The following is a 22,045-nucleotide window of genomic DNA, read 5'->3' on the forward strand; positions in this document are numbered from 1 at the left end:
GTGATCGATTTGAGTAATTTTGAAGAGTGAGAGTTTCATAGGCTTTTTATATGAGGGTGTTTCTACGTTTTGGCGTTCCTGCTTCGGTTGGAGTGAGTGCTTATACCTAAAAGCGTGGTGTCAGTCCCTCCCATTAAAGAGTGACTTATAAATGAGTTGTGTAGGTCATGTTGCTTTATTGAGTATTTTTTGGGAGTGACGGACCCCTATGCTTTTAAAGAGATGGTGCTGAACCCCGTGATCGATTTGATTGGTTTTGAAGTGTGAGAGTTTCATGGGCTTTTTATGAGGGAGTTTCTACGTTTTGGCATTCCTGCTTTGGTTGAGTGAGTGCTTATACCTAAAAACGTGGTGTCAGTCCCTCCCATGAAAGAGCGACTTTTGAATGAGGCGTGTAGGTCATGTTGCTTAATTGAGTAATATTTGGGAGTGACGGACCCCTATGCTTTTAAAGAGAAGGTGCTGAACCCCGTGATCGATTGAGGGGTTTTGAAGGGCGAGAGATTCATGGGTTTCTTATAAAGAGGAGTTTCTACGTTTAAGCACTCCTGCTTTGGTTTAGTAAGTGCTCATAAAGAAGCCCCCAAGGAAATTTCCTTGGGGGCTCTGCTTGGCGGAGGACACACCATGTAGATAAGAAGGGTTTCCAGGAAGTGGAGGTCTTTGCCTTTATCCTAGAGTTCTAGACTCCTCCGCTTTTCAATGTCCAGCTCCGGCGCCTAGGCCCTCGAGACATAAGCCAAGCCCCATAGAAAGGGAAAAGGCACCCTTTCTATGGGGCTCGTCTTATGCTTGTCGGGCCTGTTCAAGGCACCTGCGCTTTTCTATTTATTTCGCAATTTTTTGAAGCTTGTGGATAACTGATAAAGAACGTCCTGTTCCAATTGCAACAGACTCTAATGGGTTTGGTGCAAGGTGGACAGGGACGACGATTTCTTCGCTTAGCCAATCTTGAATTCCATTTAGAAGTGCTCCACCGCCTGTAATAATGACTCCGCGGTCAACGATATCGCCGCTTAGTTCTGGCGGACAGTTTTCTAAAGTGGCTCTGATGGTTTCTAAAATATGAAGTAATGACTCTTTAAGAGCCGCTTGGATTTCCTTAGATTCTAGGGTGATCGTTTTTGGTAAACCTGTTACAAGGTCACGGCCTCTAATATCCATTGACAGCTCTTCATGATCGATAAGGGCATAGCCGATTTCAATCTTGATTTGCTCTGCTGTACGTTCTCCGATTAAGAGGTTGTACTTTTTACGGACATGCTGAATGATGTCATCATCCATTTGATCTCCACCGATTCTAATCGTGTTACAAGAGACAACACCGCCGTAAGAGATGATTGCTACTTCCGTTGTTCCACCACCAATATCAACAATTACGTTTGCTACGGGTTCATCAACAGGAAGGTCTGCTCCAATTGCAGCTGCAACGGGCTCTTCAATTAATGTAACGGATTTGGCGCCGCTCCCTTTAACTGCATCCGTAATCGCACGTCTTTCTACGGATGTGGCTCCTGATGGTGTACATACCACTACGTTTGGTTTACGGATGGAGAAACCTAGTTGTTTTCCTGCTTTTTTCATAATTTGTTTTAACATTTCAGTTGTTACATCAAAGTCAGCAATAACTCCATCTTTTAATGGTCTAACTGCGACAATTTTCCCTGGAGTTTTCCCGATCATGCTTTTAGCTTCAGTTCCAACGGCCAACACCGATTTTGTTTCAGTATCAATGGCTACTACAGAAGGTTCGTTTAAGATAATTCCTTTATTTTTACTGTAAACAAGGACATTTGCTGTTCCTAAGTCAATTCCGATTTCAGAGTTTGAAAACATTTGTATTCCTCCAAATGTAAATTAGTTCACAAATACAATCTTCTATAAAGTATAGGAGATTTTAGGGGGTAGTGGGAGAGGAGAATTTTCCCATCGACATTATATTACAAACATCGATAAAGTTTGTAACAAATAGGAATGTGGCCTCATCGTTGATTTAATCATATTTTAGATGGGAAATCTTCTGATATCATGCTTGTTTTCTAATATGTCTGTTAAGGAAATTTAAACTTTCTGTAAAAATTCAATAAGCTTAAATGTAAACAAAAAGTCTCCAATTGGAAAGTTTTTGGGATATATGCATTTAGAATAAAGTCCTATTGTGACGTCTTCCGAAATCTGACTTGCATCTTGTATGAATTTTTTCCTTAGCTTTAACAGGTGAATATTTCTGTTTGAATTTTTTTAGGTAATAAGACTGACCAGAGGTTGCTTGTACATACCCTTCCATCATAAGTGCTACTGAAAGCATTGTGGCAGCGAAGAATAGAATCGGGGTCAATGGGACCCATGGAGCTTCTTGAAGGTAACGAAAAGTGTCACCGATTAAGCCCGACCATTCATAAGTGATGGGTTTAGGGGGATCCGGAAATTTATTGTAGGTTATATCGGTGCCTCCTAGAAAAAGCTTTAATAACCCAAGATGAATAAAGATAATGAGAGTATGCATCACTTGTTGACCGAACAAAAGCATTAGCTTCTCACGAATGGCAGGAAAAATATGTTTGTTGATGATTCTAAATCGACTGGCCCCAATTGTTTTGGCACTTGTAATATAATCTTGTTTATATATAAGAGCAATTTCATTTCCCAATAAGGAAGAAACGATCGGCACAATTAATAGGGAGAGCACCAAAATTTCAATGATAAATCTTTCTACGATTGTCGTTGAGAAGCCTTGTATTGGCTCCCACAATACGGGATGAAGAAGAAAATAAGCTAAAATGGACAATGGAATATAGTGAAAAGAATCAATGATTCCGTTTATATACTTTTTCTGTTTAATTAAATAGGTTCCTAGCAGAAAGCCTATTGGAAGAGCTAGAAACACTCTAAGAAAAGCGATAACGAATGCAGTCAGTATTGTATATTTTGCGCCAATGATGATTTTACCGAGCATGTCTAAGCCGAGAGGGTCTGTTCCAAGTGGATATGCCCATTTAGGTGAAATAGGAGCAGATTCGATAGGAACAGCATTTTCTGAAATAAAATATAATTTTCTTACATCATTTCCCCATACCATCGAATAGCCAAAGCTTAGGACTAAAAGCAGGATAATAAAAGAGAATCCAGTCAGAAAGATGGGGTTTTTCCATACGGTCTGCTTCATTAGAGCTCCTCCCCTCGATTAGCTTTTTTTGATAAAACGAATTCCCCTAGAGTGTAAAATAGAAAGAGAGGAATAAAGATTGAGAGAATGGCGAGCGTGAATAGTTTAGGCTGAAAGTAGACAACAGGAATCGTGTAATTCCAGGGATATTAAATAGTAATTCAATGACAAATAAGTTTGAAAGCATAAACCAAACCGTTTTTTTAGATTGAAAAAAGACCCTAATTATCGCATTTCGCAGGACATGAACCGTTAGAATGAATAGCTTTCCTAAGCCAATCGATTTTGCTAACAACACATAATCCTTACGAGATTCACTCTCAAATAAAAGGATGGAAACTCTGTATAACTGCACAGTTGGAAGAATCGCTAAAATGAGGATCGGGAGTATATATGCTTTTTCTTCGTAGGTAGAAGCAATCTCAAATATTAAAATGCCAGATTTCTTATAGTAAAAAACAAGAGCAAGCTGTACAGACAAAATAATCAGTATATCTGGTAGAGATTCAAAGACATAAAAGAAGAACTTAATTCGATTTCGAATTTTCTCTGAGAAAAGCATAGAAACAATGGTGAACAGGATAGCTAGGGTGATAGCAAATAAAAGGGAGGAAAGTAATACAGTTAAAGAATAGACAATCGGATCCCAAAGATAGGGAAATAAATCTCGTTCTTTATGGCCTCCAATGATGACGTAAGTAAGCTCACTTGGATGAAAAATGGCATAAACAATATCCTGAACCGTATTCCAATACTCCCCTATGTATAGTTCATTCTCATTTAATCCTGCTAATAACACGGGAAATCCGCCTACTAGGATAATGCCTATTAAGGAAATGAAGAAATTTACAATCATCTGAAGACCCCTCAACATAAATCCCCCTATAAAATCTATCTATTTTATACAATTTTAACATATTATCCCAATGAGGGGGCTTATTATTAATGAAAGTTATGAAATTAAAAGGAAGCTATCTTGGGTAGAAAGGGATAGTTAGTGTGATAACAAATAAAAACAAGGCTGATCTAAAGAGATCAGCCTTGTCTTAAGTTAGTTCTCTGCAAAAAAATCAGCCAGTTCCTGACTATGTTGCTTCCTTGCTTTCCTATGGCCCGCACGATTTTGGGCTGTTTCATTGAGCCACTTTTCCCCTTCTGTTTGCGGGATGATCTGTGGAACGGATGTTGGCCTTCCGTTTTCATCAACAGCTACAAAGGTAAGGAAAGAGATTGCGGCTACGACCACTTCACCTGTTAATAATTTCTCAGAAGTCACCTTCACACAGACTTCTATCGAGCTTCTTCCTGTGTAAGTGACCATCGCTTCAAGTGTAACGGCATCGCCTTCTCTAATAGGCTGGAGAAAATCCACCGAATCCGTTGATGCTGTAACCACTATATTTCGCGCATGCTTAGTTGCTGCAATCGATGCTACATCATCGATATAAGCCATTAATTTTCCACCGAAAAGGGTCCCATGATGGTTCGTATCAGGTGGGAGGACATGCGCTGTTTTGATTGTTCTTGTATCCTTCATAAATTTTTCTTTAACCATAGAAAAACCGCCTTTCCATAATCGCTACCTTATAGTTTACACAAAAAGTTATAAAGGGAAACCTATGGGAAAATTCAAAAAAATTATGTACAGTTGCGAATAAAAAATAAAGGAGCGACCGAATCAGTCGCTCCTTTTTGAAAAACTAGCAAACTCATTATTTCACTTTTTCTAAAAGATTTGCTAGAACATGTTTTTTATAAGATTCTACTTTGCGTTCCTCATAACGGCGAACACCATTCTTTTTCAACTCTTCCACGTACCAGCCTTTGCTTCCTACATGCATATAGAACACCCTTTCTCTCGATAATTTTGTTGGAATAAACCGGCTAATTCGGGATTTGAAACGAATCGAAACAACCCCTACGGTGAGTCATTTTAACATCTATAAGGAAGTGACGAAAGGGAAGGTGGAGAATTTCTTGGGAAAACTTTTGAATAGCTGGATTTGTGTTTTCCAACTGGTATAGATGAGCAAAAAAATAAGGGTTAACCCTTACGGATCAACCCTCAAGCTTTTTTATTAAAATGCCCAATTGCCTTGACGGAAAATAGGCTCAGAAGAACCATCTTCTTTAATCCCGTCAATATCCATTTCAGCTGAGCCGATCATGAAATCAACATGGGTAATGCTGTTGTTTAATCCATTTTTCTCAAGCTCTTCTTGAGACATATTTTTCCCGCCTTCGATACAGAAAGCATAAGCATTTCCAATTGCTAGATGGTTGGAAGCATTCTCATCAAATAAGGTATTGTAGAAGAGAACATTTGATTGTGAAATAGGGGATTGATGTGGAACAAGAGCAATCTCACCTAAGTAATGAGAACCTTCATCCGTCTCTACTAAACGTTTTAAAATATCTTCGCCCTCTTCAGCTTTTACATCAACAATACGTCCATTCTCGAATGTAACCGTAAAGTTGTCGATAATATTTCCACCATAGCTTAATGGTTTTGTGCTCGCAACATGTCCATTAACACCAGTCTTCTTAGGAACCGTGAATACTTCTTCCGTTGGCATATTCGCCATGAAGTTTTCGCCATTTGAATTCACGCTTCCGGCGCCAACCCACGTATATCCTTTTGGTAGCTCGATGGTTAAATCAGTTCCAGGTGCAGTATAATGCAATTTTTGATAATTCTTTTCGTTAAGATACTCTACTTTTTCGTGAAGGTTTTCATTATGCTTATTCCAAGCTTCCACTGGATCTTCTTGATCGACTCGAACGGCTTTAAAAATTGCCTCCCATAACTTTTCAACTTGCTCTTCTGAGGAAGAAGCATCTGGGAACACTTTTGCTGCCCATTTCTCAGAAGGAGCCGCAATAACCGTCCAGCTCATCTTATCAGACTGAACATATTGGCGATACTTCGTCAAAGCTTGTCCAGCTGCTTTTTGGAAATTTGAAATACGCTCTGGATCCACACCTTTTAAAAGGTCAGGACTGGAAGAAACGATGGACATAAACGCCGCTCCATTCTCAGCAAGCTCTTCCATTTCTTTAGCTTTCCAATGAGGGAACTCATGAAATGCTTCATCTGGAGCAAGTTCATACTTAAGACGATTAACGGTATCATCATTCCAGTTCACATTCACATGTTTAGCTCCAGCTTCGTATGCTTTTTTAACTACCAAACGTACAAATTCAGCTGCATCTAAAGAACCATTTACAACAAGTGTTTGTCCCTTTTGAACATTTACTCCGACTCTAACAGCTAAATCAGCATACTTCTCTAAATTTTGTTTGAAATTTGTTAACATATGTATTCTCCTTTTTTTCAGAATGTTCATTTCATTTTCATTTTAACAGTGTAGATCTCTTTTGCAAATGTTTTCATTCCTATTATGCCTGGATATTGAATATACTTCATCAATAGCTTTTTTTAGAAGAATATATGTTCTCGCAGCCAATTTTTTATATAGCCCTTAAAGTATAGTTTGATAACAGGAGGTGGTAACGATGGACAACAAGCTTGGAGTAGTATCCTTCGTTCGTAATAATCAAAATTGCATGGTGATGCTCGCATCAAATAGGTCAGAAGACTTACTTGGTGAGAGTGCTGAACTGAAAGCACGATCTTTTGCTAAACAAAATGGCTTTTCCAGATTAATCGATGCCACGGATGTTATGGCGTCAATCGGTAACGGGAAATGTTGTAGGAGTTATTATTTTATATAAGGGGAGGGAGGGGCGTCGAAATTTAAATTGTTTTGTCGAAAAATCGATAGACGCCCCAAAGTTGAAAATTAAATGACGGAAGTTGAAAATTAAACCTTGGAAGTTGAAAATAGAAAATTATCTCGCAAACCTAAAAGGAATTTATCTCCAAATTAGAGAGTTAGTAATTAAAATACTGATTGGAGTGATGAAATGATTGTAAAACCTCGTGATATCCCCCTCTCAATTATGAAATTAAAAGCATTGAAAAGCAGGTTGCCCCATAATCATCCTAAAATCTCTAAAATAAATGAAGCTTTGGTTATAAGCTTAGCTGGATTAAAGGGTGAGAATTCAATTGATTTTCCGCTTAGCTTTCTCACAGATAATAAATACCTCATTTTCCACGATCTAAGGCTAGAGTATAATCAATATTACTTTCAAATCGATACATTATTAGTATCAAAAAGCCACATTCTTATAATTGAAGTGAAAAATATAGCAGGGACAATCTATTTTGACCAGGAATTTAATCAAATGATTCGTGTAAAGGATGGGATTGAAGAAGCCTTCGCGGACCCTCTAATTCAAGTTCAGCGCCATGAAACCCAATTGAAGTCTTGGTTGAAAAAGAAAAACTTCCTAATCTCCCCATTCACTCACTAGTTATGATAAGTAACCCCAAAACTCTAATTAGAACTTCTAACGCAAACAGAATTGTCCCCCAAAAGGTCATTCACCGTGATGTTCTACCCACAAAAATATCTCAAATAGAAAAAATCTATGGACGAGAACTTATTTCAGATAAAGAGTTACACAAAATAAAACGACAATTAAAAAAGCATCACACGGAAAATGATCAACCTATCCTTAAACAATTTGAAAATTTCAAGGGAAATGATTTGGAATGGAGTCATTTGTCCTCAATGTAATTACCTTCCAATGGAAAGGAAATATGGTCATTGGTGCTGTCATAACTGCTCATATAAAAGTAAAAACACTCATGTAAGTGCTTTTAAAGATTATGCACTACTCATTGGTCCCACAATTACTAATCGTGAAGCAAGAGAGTTTTTGCAAATTTCTTCTGACGCTCTTGCCACTAGGCTGCTTCAATCAATGAATTTTTCATTTAAAGGGAGTAACAGATTCAGAGTGTATACATTGTCTTTTGAAGAATAAGAGAATAAACAAGAATGCCAACCAAAGCAAGTAGTTTTGAAAATGTCGGAGAAACATTTGAAAATGCAAAGTAAAACAAATGTAAAATAGCTTTCTATTTCTTTAGTTAAACATAAATGAAAACCACAAATAGCGATTTTAACAAGATCACATAGAATTCAGTAATGAGTTGGGTTATTAATTGAGGTATAAAAAAGATAAGATTTCTAAAAAGGTAAATTATGTTAAAATAAGTTTAGATATAATGAATATGCTGGTTCTATTAGATACTTAAAGAGAAAATGATTTTTAAGAATCGGTTGGAATTCGAAAAAAAGGGGGAAGGGAAATGGATGTAGGTATTATTTTTGCATTTTCTATTGGAGTAGGTGCTCTAGGTATAGCACTAATTTTAATATCTAAAATAGCACAATTGGAAAAAAGAATAAGAGACCTAGAAAATAAATAAATCATATATATTCAAGTAGTGGGACTTTAATTGAATCATTCCATAGTAAAAGTAAAACGCCCAGAGTTTATTCTCTGAGCGTTTTCTTATGCTAATTACTGTGTGAATAAAAGCGTTGGTTGAACTGTTATTTGGAGTTTTTTTTATCAAAAATGGAACTACTTATCCAAATAGGCAGGCGTCTTTTATTCACTCTCCCCCATCTGAAACAACATTCTTAATTGCAGCGGATCCTTAACCAAATCCTCTAATGTATACTTATCTAAAACGCTCATATAGGCATGAAGCGCTTCAGCTAGTATTTTTTTTAAGCCACAAGCAGGGGTGATGACGCAATTATTATTCTTAGCGTCAAAACATTCAACGAGGTGAATGTTTTCTTCTGTTTTTCTTACTAATTGACCGATATTGATTTCATCCATTGATTTTGCAAGCCGAATCCCACCATTTCTGCCACGAATGGTTTCGATATAACCCATTTTTCCAAGTTCATAGGTGACTTTCATTAGATGGTTTTTTGAGATTTTATAGGAATCAGCGATATCTTTTATATTAGAAAGCTTCCCTTCATTAAAGGTCGCCAAATAGATTAACACTCTTAGGGAGTAATCGGTATAAAGGGTTAATTTCATCGTTTCCACCTTTTATTTGGTACTGTCCTAATTTCTATTGAAGTTGTGGTTCATAGCGCCTTGTTTAGGACAGTCTCATTCATTTTGATATTGCCATTATACTAATCAATTGGAGTACTGTCTAAAATGTGTCTAATTTTCAAAAGATGTATTTAATATATTGCTTTAAACCAATTGTAGAGTTATCTTAAAGATGTATTTAAAATATATCTTTAACAATGATAAGGAGATGCTACTATGCTTTCACCAAAGACCATTGAAATTGTTAAATCAACAGCACCTGTATTAGAGGTCAAAGGAACTGAAATTACTCGTTATTTTTATGAAAAAATGTTTGAAAGACATCCTGAATTATTAAATATTTTTAACCATGCCAATCAAAAGAAAGGTCGTCAGCAGACAGCACTTGCCAACACCGTTTATGCTGCGGCAAAGCATATCGATCAACTAGAATTGCTTCTTCCAGCCGTTAAACAAATTGCACATAAGCACCGCAGCTTAGGGATTAAGCCTGAACATTATCCAATTGTTGGGGAGCATTTGCTATTAGCCATTAAAGAAGTACTTGGTGACGCTGCAACAGATGAAATCATCAATGCTTGGGGAGAAGCGTACGGCGTTATTGCAAAAGTATTTATCGAAATCGAAGAAGGGATGTATGCAGAAGCAGAGGCTGAGGAAAATGGCTGGAGAGGCTTTAAAGAATTCAAGGTCATTAAAAAAGTGAAAGAAAGCTCAAAAATCACTTCATTCTATTTCCAACCAACAGATGGGGGTGGGGTTCCAACCTATTTACCAGGTCAATATATCTCCATAAGACTTTCTATCCCAGGAGAAGAGAATTTGCACAATCGTCAATACAGTCTATCAACAGCTCCAGGAAAAGACTACTTCCGGATTTCGGTTAAAAAAGAGGATGATAACCAGCCAGAAGGTAAGGTTTCAACTTATTTACATGATCATGTTGAGCTAGGCGATGTTATCGAAATTAGCGCCCCTGCAGGTGACTTTACATTGGATATTGCAGAACCTTCTAATGTCACATTAATTAGTGGTGGTGTCGGTATTACTCCATTGTTCGCCATGCTTGAAGGGATTGCAGAAGCGAACCCAAGTCGGAAAGTGACTTTTATTCACGGATCAAAAAACGAAGAAGTATTAGCATTTCATGAGCAAGTTGAGAAATGTATCGAAAAGCTAGAAAATGGTGAATCCTATCTCTATCTAGATAAAGAAACTACAGCTCCTTGCTATCATAAAGGATATATGGCAGCAGAAAACTTGGCACCAATTGTAGATAAAGACAGTCAATTTTATATTTGTGGACCTGCTCCATTTATGACAAATGTAATAAAATCTCTAATGAAAATAGGTATTAAAGAAGAACAAATTCATTACGAATTCTTCGGACCTGCGATGAAATTAGAAGTAGCGGAAGCGGTGGAAGTTTAAGTTTGAATAGTGATTAGTAAGTTCTTAATATCGTTTCGAATGCCCTGTTGAATTAATCACGTGCCAGTTCCCTCACTACAGCAATGCTTTACTGCAGCGCGGGACTGGCACGATCAAGGTTATTCTTCTTCGACTCTATTCTTAAAGGCCTCTTGAACAACTATATATTCTTCGTCTGCAATTTTCTTTTCTGAATGCTGATAGTCTTCACCCTTTTGTGCGAATGCTCCAGGGTGTCCTTTCTTTTTGTGTTCAAATGATTTCCCTCTAGCCATTTTCTTCACTCCTTTATCGTTTCTATTGATAGGTTTACCTTTTTTCCATTTATTATGAGTTATGAAAACAGGCACTCCTCATTTTTCATAAAATTGAAATATTTCGCCCGGAACTTTATTCCACATTGGGATATACTGAAAATAAGGGAGGGGATTCAATGGATTTATTTACAATACTTGCTGAGCAACGCATTAAAAAAGCAAATGAAAACGGTGATTTTAAAGATTTACCCGGTTATGGCAAGCCCCTAAAGCTCGATGATGATTCAAGCATCCCAGAAGAATTACGAATGGCTCACCGTATAATGAAAAATGCAGGGTTTTTATCAGAAGATAATAAAATGAAACAAGAAATTACACGAATAGAGGATTTACTAAAGAATTGTAAAGACGAACTTGAAAAAGAAGAGCTTAGTAAAAAATTAAATGAAAACATGCTGAAATATAATTCACTACTTTCGAAAAAAAGAATCAAGACAAATAGTGCAATCTTTAAAAATTATGAAACGAAGATTGAGAAAAAATTATTGTAGAGTGAGAACCCCTAGGAGGTGTTTTAATCTTTCTAGGGGTTTTGTATTTAATAGGTCCATCTTTTCTACTTAACTTATAGTTCTATTAATGGGTGGTAGATTTCCTCAAAAATTGTTCTTAAATATCTACCTTGATGGACAAAACCTTTTTTACTATGTAGTAATTTTTTTGGATTAAAGCTCAACATACATCCAATGTCATTAATTATTAAAAGAGAAGTGTGGGAAGAATTTTTTGAACTAGATATTAGATAAAAAGGTTCAGCTATTTTACTTGAAGTTAGGAAAAGCGTCAGAGAAGAAGGCTACCTTTGAAAAAAGATGCGTAAAGTTACTTAGAGCCATTTCCGAGTCATATAAAATTGTCCGAACTTACCTTAATCCTAAGTATTATAATCGATAATGCCTTTTTAAAGATCTCTCCCTTGCGAAATATTTAGTACAAGATAATAAAAATAATGGATGTAATTATGTTAATTTTTAAGTAATAATAGGTAAAAACCACAATTGTCAATAATCCTTCACTTTCTTCAAATAGGCTAAAATGATAAAATCCAACACAAGGCTTAATGGAAAACGAGAGCACATATCTAGTTCACCAAAATAGGCGGTTGTAATATGGGTATGAAGAGAGAGGTGCACCTTCTCTTGAAGTTGGTTATGGTGTCGCCCTGTTATAGCAACCGTCTTAACATTTCGGTCCTTTAAAATATCAGCGAATTGTAACATGTTTTTCGTTTCTCCACTGTTAGAAACAAGAATGGCCAAGTCATTAGACCCCATAATGCTTGCCACACTTTTTAGTTCATCCCAATCTTCGCGCGCATTACATATTTTCCCGGCTAACATAAGTTTTTTCGCAGCATCCACACATGGGGGAAGGGAATTGCCCATACCAAACAATTCAACATGTGTACTTTGGTGAATTTCGTTTGCCACTTTCTCTATCTTGTTTTCATCGATATAGCTTAATGTTAGCTCCAAATCTTTAATAAACCGTTTTTTATGGGCTGGAAAAAAGGATGATGGTTTCGTAATACTATTTTCTTCTTCCTGTTCTTTATTTTTTCCTAAGGCATATTTAAAGTCTTGGAACCCTTGGAACCCAATTTGCTGACATGTACGGCTAATGGTCGCCGTCGATACAAACAAGTCTTTTGAAAGCTCATCAAGCTTTACTTGTAAAACACGTTCAGGATTTTGCACAAAAAAGTCTAGAACTTGTTTTTCCAATGTACTTAAATCATCACGATGTTGTAAAAGACGTTTAAAAAATGTCTGCATAAGTTTGACCCCATCTTTTTTTCATATTTCTATTGATTATATATGAAAAAGCACACCGCATCTATTTGGGTGTGCTTTCAAGGTATTGAATGGTCTTCTTTAATCTACGCAATCCTTCCAATACTTTGCTCCTTGAACAGCCTACATTCATACGCAAAAATCCTTGTCCCGAATGACCATAAGTCACTCCAGGCATAATGGCCACTTTTCCATGATGAACGAGAGCATCTTGTATTTCTTCACTTGTATATGGAAGATTTGAAACATCAATCCAGGCTAAATAAGTAGCTTGAGGAATTTGAAAGGAGAGCATTGGCAAATGTTCTTCTAGATAGTCTTGGATTAATAGGAAATTTCCCTGAATATACCTTACAAGCTCGTCTACCCAATCACTACACTGCTCATAGGCTTCCATTGTAGCCAATGTTCCTAATGTACTTGCCGATGATAATCCATCCCGGTTTTTTAATGTTATCAAAAATTGATTACGTACTTTTTCATTTGGAATAAGCATATATGATCCAATTAATCCTGGAATATTAAATGTTTTACTAGCAGAGGTACAAACATACACCTCTGCTATATTGTCTGCAACGTCTATAATCGGTACATGAGAATGAGGTGCTAATACAATATCCATATGGATTTCATCCGAAATAATTTTCACATTATATTTATTTGCTAATAAGACTATTCTGATTAGCTCTTCCCGCGTCCATACACGTCCCGTAGGATTATGAGGGCTGCATAAAAGAAGAATTTTCGCTTTTGAATGAGCTAGCTTTAGTTCTAAATCTTCAAAATTGATGCTATAGGCACCATTTTCTTCTATTAACTCATTCGTAGATAAAACTCGCTTATTGTCATTGATCAATTTAAAAAATGCATCATAAGCTGGGGTTTGAATAACGATCTGATCCCCTTCTTCTGTCAGGATCTCAATGAGTTTAGATATTGAATAAATGACGGATGGACTGTAAACAATCCAATCATCCTTTATTCCACTAAAAAAACGATTTTTAAACCAATGACGAATGGACGTTTTGTAACGGGAATGATTCCACCTTGTATAACCGAATACTCCATGTTGCAGGCGTTTATTCAGGGTTAAAAGTAGCTCAGGTGGACAAGAAAAATCTGTATCAGAGATAGAAAATGGTAGTAGGTTTCTTTCTCCAAATCGATCCTCAATATAATCCCACTGTGTACAGTATGTTCCGAATCGGTTAATTTGTTGATCAAAGTTGTATTTCATTATAAAACCTCAATATCTACATTATTTTTTCTATTTGTGATTTTAAGACACCAACTTGGGGTCCGATAACTACCTGGACATTATGGTCATCTAATTTTACAACACCTAAGGCTCCGCACTCTTCTTTCAATGCTTTCTCATTGACTTTTTTCATATTATCAACCACAAGCCGAAGACGGGTAATACAGTTATCCAGTGATTGGATGTTCTCTTTTCCCCCTATAGCATTTAAAACTTTTTGGGCATTGTAGTCCGAGCCTTTCCTTATAGTTTCTTCCTGCTCTTTATTTACATTTTTGTCTTCACGACCAGGTGTTTTTAAATTAAACTTTAAAATCGCAAAACGGAATACAAAATAGTAGATAAGGAACCAAATCGCTCCAACTACAAGAACTAAGTACCATTTTGTATCTAACCCTTGTAATACACCAAAAATAATAAAATCCAATATGCCGCCATCAGTGTTTCCAATCGTTACCCCAAGCAATGCCATGATCATAAACCCTAACCCTGTAAGGACGACATGGACTAAATATAGTGCTGGTGCAATAAATAAAAATAAAAATTCAATAGGCTCTGTGATTCCAGTGACAAAGGTTGCAATGACACCAGAAATAAGTAATCCTTTTATTCTTTTTCTGTTTTCTTGTCGTGCCGTATGATAGATGGCCAACGCTACGGCCGGTAATCCAAACATAAATGTTGGCATTTTACCTTGGGATAAGAAAGCCGTTGCAGAAGGACTCACGACAAAGCCTGATTGAAGTTGGGCATAAAAGATATTTAAGGCTCCAGAAATTGTGTTCCCGTTGATTAATTCAGTGCCTCCTGCATCAGTAAAACGAATCATGGCTACAAGAATATGATGAAGTCCAAAAGGAAGCAATAATCGCTCGCCTGCCCCAAATAAAAATGGTCCAAACACTCCAGACTTCTGAATCATTAATCCTATACCTGAGATGGCCATTGCAAATATTGGCCAAACCATAGGTATGATCAAACCGACAATTGAAAGTGTAAATGCTGTTAGTATAGGGATAAATCGTGCTCCCCCAAAAAATGCAAACGCATCAGGTAGTTTAATGTCATAGTAACGTTTATGAAGGAAATAAACGATCACCCCAGCTATGATTCCACCAAGAACACCCATTTCAAGTGTTTGAATCCCCATAACCATCCCTTGACCAGCCGTTCTCATTTGATCTTCCTCAACAATTTGGCTTGTTTGAGTTAAATAAAAATTAATCGATAAATGCATAATCACATATCCAACAAAACCAGAAAATGCAGCCACTCCTTTTTCATACCTGACCAGACCCATAGGAATAGCCATTGCGAACAAAACTGGTAAATAGGTGAAGGCAAATCCACCAATCGTACTCATAAAACTAAATATTACTTGAAGTATTTCGTTTCCTAAAAAAGGGATATTTTCAATGGTTGAAGGACTTGTAAACGCACTGCCTATTCCAAGCATTAACCCCATAAATGCCAGTAATGCAACAGGGAGCATAAACGTTTTACCTAACCCTTGAAAAAATTCCCACATACCTGACTTTATTGATTTCTCTTTCGTCTCCATTTTCCATTTCCCCTTTGTTTTTCACACTAGATATATAAGTAAAGTTACTTTTATTTTCATCAACACGCAATCGCTTTCATGTTTATTGTATGGGCGTACAGTTTTTGTAAATAGAATACAAATCATTTTTTAACTTCATTGATTGCATTTCATGGTAGCAGGGTAAGTTATTAAACGATAAAGTAACTCAGAGTTATAAGGCGTATATTTCCCTCCAAAGACTAACCCCGATACCAAATTAATTTTCAACATCACCTTAAAAGATGGTTCTATTTTCCGATATTAAAAGTAGAAAATAATTTGTATAGGGTGAAATTATGGATAAGACATCGTTTATCGGAATTATATTGGGGATCATTGCGGTTGGAGTGGGAATGGTTTTAAAGGGGGTAAGCGTAGAAGCGCTATGGAATATTCCTGCAATATTAATCATTATTCTTGGAACCGTTGCAACGGTTGTGATCGCGTTCCCAACAAATGAGATAAAAAAAGTACCGAAATTATTTGGTATTCTTTTTAAAGAAAAGAAAAGTCATGATGCTAAAGATATTATTTTAACGTTCTCTGAATGGGCAGATTTAGCTAGGAAAGAAGGATTGTTAGCACTTGAAGCTAAAACAAATGAAGTGGAAGATCCTTTTTTGAAAAATGGACTTGGGCTAGCAGTTGACGGGCAAAGTGCTGATTATATTCGTGATGTTTTAAACGAAGAAATTGAAGCCATGGAAGAACGTCATCAAACAGGAGCGGCGATCTTTACACAAGCAGGGACATACGCCCCGACATTAGGTGTTTTAGGGGCTGTAGTAGGTTTAATCGCAGCTCTCAGTCATATGGACAATACAGAAGCGTTAGGAGAGGCCATTTCTGCTGCATTCGTTGCCACCCTTCTTGGAATTTTTACAGGATATGTGCTATGGCATCCATTTGCCAATAAGTTAAAAAGAAAATCGAAGCAAGAAGTGAAAGTGAAATTTATGATGATAGAAGGAATCCTTTCTATTATTGAAGGGGAAGCTCCAAGAATTATTGAACAAAAGCTAGCATCCTATTTACCGGCAAGTGAGCGAAAGAGTATTTTAGATGAAGGTGTGAATGCGGATGAGGCGGCGTAAGAAAAAGCGTGATGATGAGCACATCGATGAATCCTGGTTAATCCCGTATGCCGATATTCTTACCTTACTGCTAGCATTATTTATCGTACTTTACGCATCGAGCTCTGTAGATGCCCAGAAATTTCAAGAACTATCTAAAGTATTTAATGAAATCTTCACAGATGGATCCGGTATCATGCAAAACGATGCACCAATTCTTGAAAAGCAGGTGCCTGTAGAAGAGAAAGAGGACAGTGAGAAAATCAAAGAAGATACAAAAGAAGCTGCGGCTAAAAGGGATCAAGAGGAACTAAAGGAAATCCAATCAAAAATCAATCAGTATATTAAGAGAAACAATCTAGAGGATCAGTTCGCAACGAAGCTAACATCAGAGGGGCTTTTACTGACGATTCGCGATAATGTTTTATTTGCCTCAGGATCTGCTACAGTTGGGGAAAGCGATATTGCTGTAGCAATGGAGCTCTCTCAATTACTAGAAATGGATCCACCCAGAAATGTCATCATAAGTGGCCATACTGACAACGTCCCAATTGCAACAGCAGAATTTGATTCCAACTGGGAATTAAGTGTAATGAGAGCCGTAAATTTTATGAAGATAATTATTAAAAATGAGAACCTTGATCCTAGATGGTTTAGCGCAAAAGGATTTGGAGAATTTCAGCCTATTGCTTCCAATGATACGGCATCAGGGCGTAGTCAAAATAGAAGGGTAGAGGTGTTGATTCTACCTAGGGAACTTTAGGGAAAATGAAATAGGTAGATTTTCAACAATAAAATGTACAGGGGCTTTCACAAAGCCTTCTGTACATTTTTTATTGTTACAACAAGAGTTGAAGGTTTTTTTATCAATAACTAGTAAAAGAAATCCTCATGAGAATGAAGTACAAAACTAAAAGAGAATGGGAAGGGGGGACTTTAAAAGCACTGTATGTTGCCGTGTAAAACTGCGAAAGTGAATACGTCGGTGTAGAAAGGTATGCTGCTTTGAAAAAACGAGCATGAGAAAAAGACGGTGAGAAAAGAGTTTTATGATGACATGAAAAATCGCGAAAGAGAAAATGATGATAAGAAAAGAGCTTTATGATGACATGAAAAATCGGATAAGAGAAAATGATGATAAGAAAAGAGCTTTATGATGACATGAAAAATCGTGAGAGAGAAAATGATGATAAGAAAAGAGCTCAATGATGACATGAAAAATCGCGAAAGAGAAAATGATGATAAGAAAAGAGCATAATGATGACATGAAAAATCGTGAAAGAGAAAATGATGATAAGAAAAGAGCTCAATGATGACATGAAAAATCGCGAAAGAGAAAATGATGATAAGAAAAGAGTTCTATGATGACATGAAAAATCGCGAAAGAGAAAATGATGATAAGAAAAGAGCATAATGATGACATGAAAAATCGCGAGAGAGAAAATGATGATAAGAAAAGAGCTCTATGATGACATGAAAAATCGGAAAAGGGAAAATGAAGATAAGAAAAGAGTTCTATGGTGACATGAAAAATCGTGAAAGGGAAAATGATGATAAGAAAAGAGCATAATGATGACATGAAAAATCGCGAAAGGGAAAATATGATAAGAAAAGAGCATAATGATGACATGAAAAATCGCGAAAGGGAAAATGATGATAAGAAAAGAGCATAATGATAACATGAAAAATCGCGAAAGAGAAAATGAAGATAAGAAAAGAGCTCTATGATGACATGAAAAATCGCGAAAGGGAAAATGATGATAAGAAAAGAGTTCTATGGTGACATGAAAAATCGTGAAAGGGAAAATGATGATAAGAAAAGAGCTTTATGATGACATGAAAAATCGCGAAAGAGAAAATGATGATAAGAAAAGAGCATAATGATGACATGAAAAATCGTGAAAGAGAAAATGATGATAAGAAAAGAGCTCAATGATGACATGAAAAATCGCGAAAGAGAAAATGATGATAAGAAAAGAGCTCAATGATGACATGAAAAATCGCGAAAGGGAAAATGATGATAAGAAAAGAGCATAATGATGACATGAAAAATCGCGAAAGGGAAAATGATGGTAAGAAAAGAGTTCTATGATGACATGAAAAATCGCGAAAGAGAAAATGATGATAAGAAAAAAGCTTTATAATGACATGAAAATGCATGGAAGCTGAAATGATGTCCCAACAAGCCCCCGTAGAACACATTACGAAATAATAAACCACTTTATTACCCCATAAGCAATCCTATTAACAAATGTTTTTTTGGAATGCAAAAGATTTTAATTCTCCCTATTTTCAACAACCTAGTTGCCTCTATTTTCAAAATAACAAGGATTTCTTCCTGTTAGATCCCTCTTTGAATTATCCGAAAATTTTATTATTTCTAAATTTATTGTTTAAGAAGAAGAATTAAGGGTATAAATCCGATATGCAATTTCAAAGGAGGAGAAATTTTGCGAGAGTTTTTGCAGATCATCGGTGATGTTTCAGCTTGGTTGTGGGGTCCCCCTCTTATTATTGTATTAGCCATTTCAGGGCTATACATGACCTTTCAATTGAAATTCCTTCAATTTCGATACCCGGTGTATATTTTTCAACAAACGATAGGAAGTATTTTTAAAAAGCCCAAAGGTGAGGGAACGGTCACCCCGCTACAGGCGCTAACTTCGGCTTTGTCTTCTACGATCGGAGCCGCAAATATAGTTGGTGTACCTGCTGCAATCATGTTTGGAGGACCAGGAGCAGTCTTTTGGATGTGGGTTATTGCTCTTATTGGTATGTCTCTTAAATTTGCCGAGAGTGTATTAGCTGTACGATACCGTGAGAAAAATGAGAAAGGTGAATATGTAGGTGGACCAATGTATTATATGACAAAAGGGCTTAACATGAAACGGCTTGGTACATGGTTCGCTTTTGCTTTAATGATTGAATTGATTCCAAGTATTATGGTTCAAGGAAATGCAGTCGCTGCCACTGTAACTGAATCGTTTCACATTGATGGTTGGGTAAGTGGAACCATTATCGCTTTTATTGTCGCACTTATCGTATTCGGAGGAATTCGACGAATCGGAAAAGTCACTGAGATGTTTGTGCCTTTTATGGCCCTCATTTATGTCGGTGCAGCAATAGTTGTCCTGGTTATGAATATTTCAGAAGTACCAAATGTTCTTCATTTAATTTTTACATATGCCTTTCAACCAATGTCTGCATTAGGTGGATTCGCTGGTGTCGCCGTAGCGGAAACGGTTCGTTGGGGGTTTGCAAGAGGATTGTATTCTAATGAAGCTGGTTTAGGAACAGCTCCGATTGCACATGCAGCGGCTACTACTGATCACCCAGTAAGACAAGGGCTTTGGTCGATAGTCGGAATTGTTATTGATACACTGATCGTGTGTACGGCAACCGCATTTGTTGTGCTTTCTTCAGGAGTTTGGACAGAAGAAGGTGCCTTAAAAGATCCGTCCGCCTTAACGACTGCCGCTTTTACACAATATTTTGGAGAAGCTGGTGGACTAATTGTTACGATTTCGCTGATATTCTTTGTCTTATCTACGATTATCGTCATTGTTTTTTACGGTGCAAAGCAAGCGGAATTTCTATTTGGGTTAAAAGCGGCATATGCCATTAAATTCGTCTATTTAGCAGCGATTATTTTAGGCTCTGTTGGAGCAGCCAGAGTGATTTGGCAATTCCTCGATTTAGCATTAGCTGCCATCTTAATTCCAAATTTAATAGCCATTCTTTTACTGAGCAAAGAAGTAAAACGATTGAAAGAAGAGTTTTTTACCTCCGATCTCTACTACTTAAAAGATATAGGAAAACATAAAAGAGCTTCTTAAAAAACAATCGAATCAAGAGACAGAATTTTATTATTTATAATAGAATTCTGTCTCTTTTATTGTTGATCTATTAACAGGAGTTTATAATGTAGACAAATGTTTAATTAGGGGATGGTTAAAGGTGAATGAAAAAGAAAAACAGCTTCTTAATTTTATAGATGAAAACCCTTACATTAGTCAGAATGAATTGGCGGAAAAAACAGGTCTATCCCGTTCGGCTGTAGCTGGTTATATTTCTAATCTTATTAAAAAAGGAAAGATCCTTGGAAGGGCGTATGTCATTCCAGAAAAAAAGGGGATTACCTGTATAGGAGGAGCAAATGTTGACCGTAAACTGCAAGTGAAGGATGAAATTATATTAAAGACATCTAACCCAGCCGAGACAAGTCATTCCCCGGGAGGAGTGGCGCGGAACATCGCAGAAAATCTGGGAAGGCTAGGTACAGAGGTTCATTTAATATCCATTGTTGGAGATGACCATGAAGGAAGTTGGTTATTGGAACAAACACACTCCTATGTAGATGTGTCAGGATGTCAGGTGTTCCCTAAAGAAACGACAGGGACCTACTCTGCGATTTTGAACCCTTGTGGTGAGATGGTTGTGGCGTTAGCCGATATGAATTTATATAACCGTGTTGATATCGGATTTATTGAAAAAAGGTGGGGACTGATATCCTCTTCAGATCTCGTTTTAGTAGATACAAATTTTTCAGAGGATGTCATCGGATATATCATCCGTCGTTGTCGGGAGGAACAAATTCCGTTATGTGTCGTTCCGGTTTCAGCACCTAAGGTTAAAAAGCTCCCTACCAAACTGGAAGGGGTAACATGGTTTATCGGAAATAAAGAAGAGGCAGAGGCTTTGTTGAATTGTTCGATTCAAAATGAAGGAGACTTTTTTAAAGCAGCAGAGCAGATTGTGAAAAAGGGAGTAGAAAAAGTCGTGATTTCAAGGGGAGATAAAGGTCTTTTATATTATACATCGATAGGGGAGGCGGGCGTTATTCTGCCGTCTGAAGTTGAAGTGAAAGATGTAACAGGAGCAGGAGATGCCCTTGTCTCAGGGGTGTTATATGGACATGTGAACAAGTTATCGGTAGAAGGTGCTTGTAAGGTGGGGGTTGCATGTGCCACTATCGCCCTTCAATCCAAAGACACTGTGGCTAAGCATTTAAATAAACAAATATTGCAAGAAAAATATAATGCTAGTTTTTAAAGAAGTGTATCATGAACTTAACTAAATGGATTGAATATTCAGATGGTCTATTGAAAGTAAAAGTGGAAGAAGAAGTTTGGATGAATACTGTCATTGCTTAAGCATTAAATGAGGCGAAAACCTTGAATGTCAGTGGGGAAGTTATTTTCGAAGGTGAAAGAGCTAACAAGAGGACAGAGCATTGATGCAAATATTCTTTAGTAAATCATTTCTTTAGCAGGCGCTTGAATTGCTTTATCATTGAACTCTGCAAATCTATAATTCGTCATCGCTAAAGTGCTGATGAAAGAAAAGTCTTTCTGTCAGCACTTTATTCGTGTGAAATGATATGTTACGAAAAAGGCTATTCTGCTTGCCTAAAATATTCATAGTACAA

21 protein-coding genes are annotated in these 22,045 nt (G+C 36.9%); 10 read left to right on the plus strand and 11 right to left on the minus strand.

The annotated features are described in order from the left end of the window. Positions 1–828 precede the first annotated feature (828 nt). From mreBH to JOC86_RS22075, 6 genes are all read right to left on the minus strand, one after another. Entirely contained in the window at positions 829–1,836 is a 1,008-nt protein-coding gene (gene mreBH, locus JOC86_RS22050; RefSeq protein ID WP_205175226.1) for a rod-share determining protein MreBH, read from the minus strand. A 304-nt stretch (positions 1,837–2,140) separates the two neighbouring features. After that, on the minus strand, positions 2,141–3,166 hold the full coding sequence (locus JOC86_RS22055) for an ABC transporter permease (protein ID WP_205175228.1): 1,026 nt from the start codon (positions 3,164–3,166) through the stop codon (positions 2,141–2,143). A 46-nt stretch (positions 3,167–3,212) separates the two neighbouring features. Next, positions 3,213–4,037, minus strand: coding sequence for an ABC transporter permease subunit (locus JOC86_RS22060; protein WP_205175230.1), 825 nt, complete (start codon positions 4,035–4,037; stop codon positions 3,213–3,215). A gap of 180 nt (positions 4,038–4,217) precedes the next feature. Continuing rightward, positions 4,218–4,721 (minus strand): acyl-CoA thioesterase, encoded by a 504-nt coding sequence (locus tag JOC86_RS22065; protein WP_205175232.1) that lies wholly within the window; start codon positions 4,719–4,721, stop codon positions 4,218–4,220. Positions 4,722–4,878: 157 nt separating this feature from the next. Continuing rightward, positions 4,879–5,007 carry a DUF2639 domain-containing protein gene (locus JOC86_RS22070; RefSeq protein ID WP_205175234.1) on the minus strand — a complete coding sequence of 43 codons (129 nt, stop codon included), beginning with the start codon at positions 5,005–5,007 and terminating at the stop codon, positions 4,879–4,881. Between the two features lie 237 nt (positions 5,008–5,244). Next, positions 5,245–6,483, minus strand: coding sequence for an aminopeptidase (locus JOC86_RS22075; RefSeq protein ID WP_205175236.1), 1,239 nt, complete (start codon positions 6,481–6,483; stop codon positions 5,245–5,247). Between the two features lie 199 nt (positions 6,484–6,682). Between JOC86_RS22075 and JOC86_RS22080 the strand changes: the two genes are divergently transcribed. The 3 genes from JOC86_RS22080 (at position 6,683) to JOC86_RS24845 (ending at position 8,062) form a co-directional block, all read left to right on the plus strand. Further along, on the plus strand, positions 6,683–6,901 hold the full coding sequence (locus tag JOC86_RS22080) for a hypothetical protein (protein WP_205175238.1): 219 nt from the start codon (positions 6,683–6,685) through the stop codon (positions 6,899–6,901). Positions 6,902–7,093: 192 nt separating this feature from the next. Beyond that, positions 7,094–7,546, plus strand: a complete 453-nt coding sequence (locus JOC86_RS24840; RefSeq protein ID WP_239587772.1) for a nuclease-related domain-containing protein — start codon at positions 7,094–7,096, stop codon at positions 7,544–7,546. Positions 7,547–7,759: 213 nt separating this feature from the next. Then, the gene (locus tag JOC86_RS24845) at positions 7,760–8,062 is read left to right on the plus strand and encodes a hypothetical protein (protein WP_239587773.1); all 303 of its coding nucleotides are present in this window, start codon (positions 7,760–7,762) and stop codon (positions 8,060–8,062) included. A gap of 633 nt (positions 8,063–8,695) precedes the next feature. Here the strand turns inward: JOC86_RS24845 and JOC86_RS22090 are convergent. Further along, positions 8,696–9,142: an Rrf2 family transcriptional regulator gene (locus tag JOC86_RS22090; RefSeq protein WP_205175246.1), complete on the minus strand. Its 447-nt coding sequence runs from the start codon at positions 9,140–9,142 to the stop codon at positions 8,696–8,698. Between the two features lie 237 nt (positions 9,143–9,379). Between JOC86_RS22090 and hmpA the strand changes: the two genes are divergently transcribed. Continuing rightward, positions 9,380–10,594, plus strand: coding sequence for an NO-inducible flavohemoprotein (gene hmpA / locus JOC86_RS22095; RefSeq protein ID WP_205175248.1), 1,215 nt, complete (start codon positions 9,380–9,382; stop codon positions 10,592–10,594). Between the two features lie 119 nt (positions 10,595–10,713). Here the strand turns inward: hmpA and JOC86_RS22100 are convergent, their stop codons facing one another. After that, positions 10,714–10,869 (minus strand): hypothetical protein, encoded by a 156-nt coding sequence (locus tag JOC86_RS22100; RefSeq protein ID WP_205175250.1) that lies wholly within the window; start codon positions 10,867–10,869, stop codon positions 10,714–10,716. Positions 10,870–11,027: 158 nt separating this feature from the next. On the opposite strand from JOC86_RS22100, the gene JOC86_RS22105 reads away from it, so the two are divergent. Then, positions 11,028–11,402: a DnaJ family domain-containing protein gene (locus JOC86_RS22105; RefSeq protein WP_205175252.1), complete on the plus strand. Its 375-nt coding sequence runs from the start codon at positions 11,028–11,030 to the stop codon at positions 11,400–11,402. Positions 11,403–11,912: 510 nt separating this feature from the next. Here the strand turns inward: JOC86_RS22105 and JOC86_RS22110 are convergent. The 3 genes from JOC86_RS22110 to malX all read right to left on the minus strand — a co-directional run bounded on the left by JOC86_RS22110 (position 11,913) and on the right by malX (position 15,523). Continuing rightward, positions 11,913–12,686 (minus strand): MurR/RpiR family transcriptional regulator, encoded by a 774-nt coding sequence (locus JOC86_RS22110; protein WP_205175254.1) that lies wholly within the window; start codon positions 12,684–12,686, stop codon positions 11,913–11,915. A 61-nt stretch (positions 12,687–12,747) separates the two neighbouring features. Next, on the minus strand, positions 12,748–13,941 hold the full coding sequence (locus JOC86_RS22115) for a MalY/PatB family protein (RefSeq protein ID WP_205175256.1): 1,194 nt from the start codon (positions 13,939–13,941) through the stop codon (positions 12,748–12,750). A 16-nt stretch (positions 13,942–13,957) separates the two neighbouring features. Next, on the minus strand, positions 13,958–15,523 hold the full coding sequence (gene malX, locus JOC86_RS22120) for a maltose/glucose-specific PTS transporter subunit IIBC (RefSeq protein ID WP_205175257.1): 1,566 nt from the start codon (positions 15,521–15,523) through the stop codon (positions 13,958–13,960). Between the two features lie 317 nt (positions 15,524–15,840). Between malX and motA the strand changes: the two genes are divergently transcribed. The 5 genes from motA to JOC86_RS22140 all read left to right on the plus strand — a co-directional run bounded on the left by motA (position 15,841) and on the right by JOC86_RS22140 (position 21,669). Further along, positions 15,841–16,638 (plus strand): flagellar motor stator protein MotA, encoded by a 798-nt coding sequence (gene motA / locus JOC86_RS22125; RefSeq protein ID WP_205175259.1) that lies wholly within the window; start codon positions 15,841–15,843, stop codon positions 16,636–16,638. Continuing rightward, positions 16,619–17,380, plus strand: coding sequence for a flagellar motor protein MotB (gene motB, locus JOC86_RS22130; RefSeq protein ID WP_205175267.1), 762 nt, complete (start codon positions 16,619–16,621; stop codon positions 17,378–17,380). Before motA ends, motB begins: the two co-directional genes overlap by 20 nt. Positions 17,381–18,164: 784 nt before the next feature. Beyond that, positions 18,165–18,290 carry a hypothetical protein gene (locus tag JOC86_RS25100; RefSeq protein WP_275583427.1) on the plus strand — a complete coding sequence of 42 codons (126 nt, stop codon included), beginning with the start codon at positions 18,165–18,167 and terminating at the stop codon, positions 18,288–18,290. Between the two features lie 777 nt (positions 18,291–19,067). Next, on the plus strand, positions 19,068–20,453 hold the full coding sequence (locus JOC86_RS22135; protein WP_205175269.1) for an alanine/glycine:cation symporter family protein: 1,386 nt from the start codon (positions 19,068–19,070) through the stop codon (positions 20,451–20,453). Positions 20,454–20,574: 121 nt separating this feature from the next. Further along, the gene (locus JOC86_RS22140; protein WP_205175271.1) at positions 20,575–21,669 is read left to right on the plus strand and encodes a PfkB family carbohydrate kinase; all 1,095 of its coding nucleotides are present in this window, start codon (positions 20,575–20,577) and stop codon (positions 21,667–21,669) included. The last annotated feature ends 376 nt before the right edge of the window (positions 21,670–22,045 follow it).

The sequence above is a fragment of the Rossellomorea pakistanensis genome (genome assembly GCF_016908495.1).
GTDB lineage: Bacteria > Bacillota > Bacilli > Bacillales > Bacillaceae_B > Rossellomorea > Rossellomorea pakistanensis.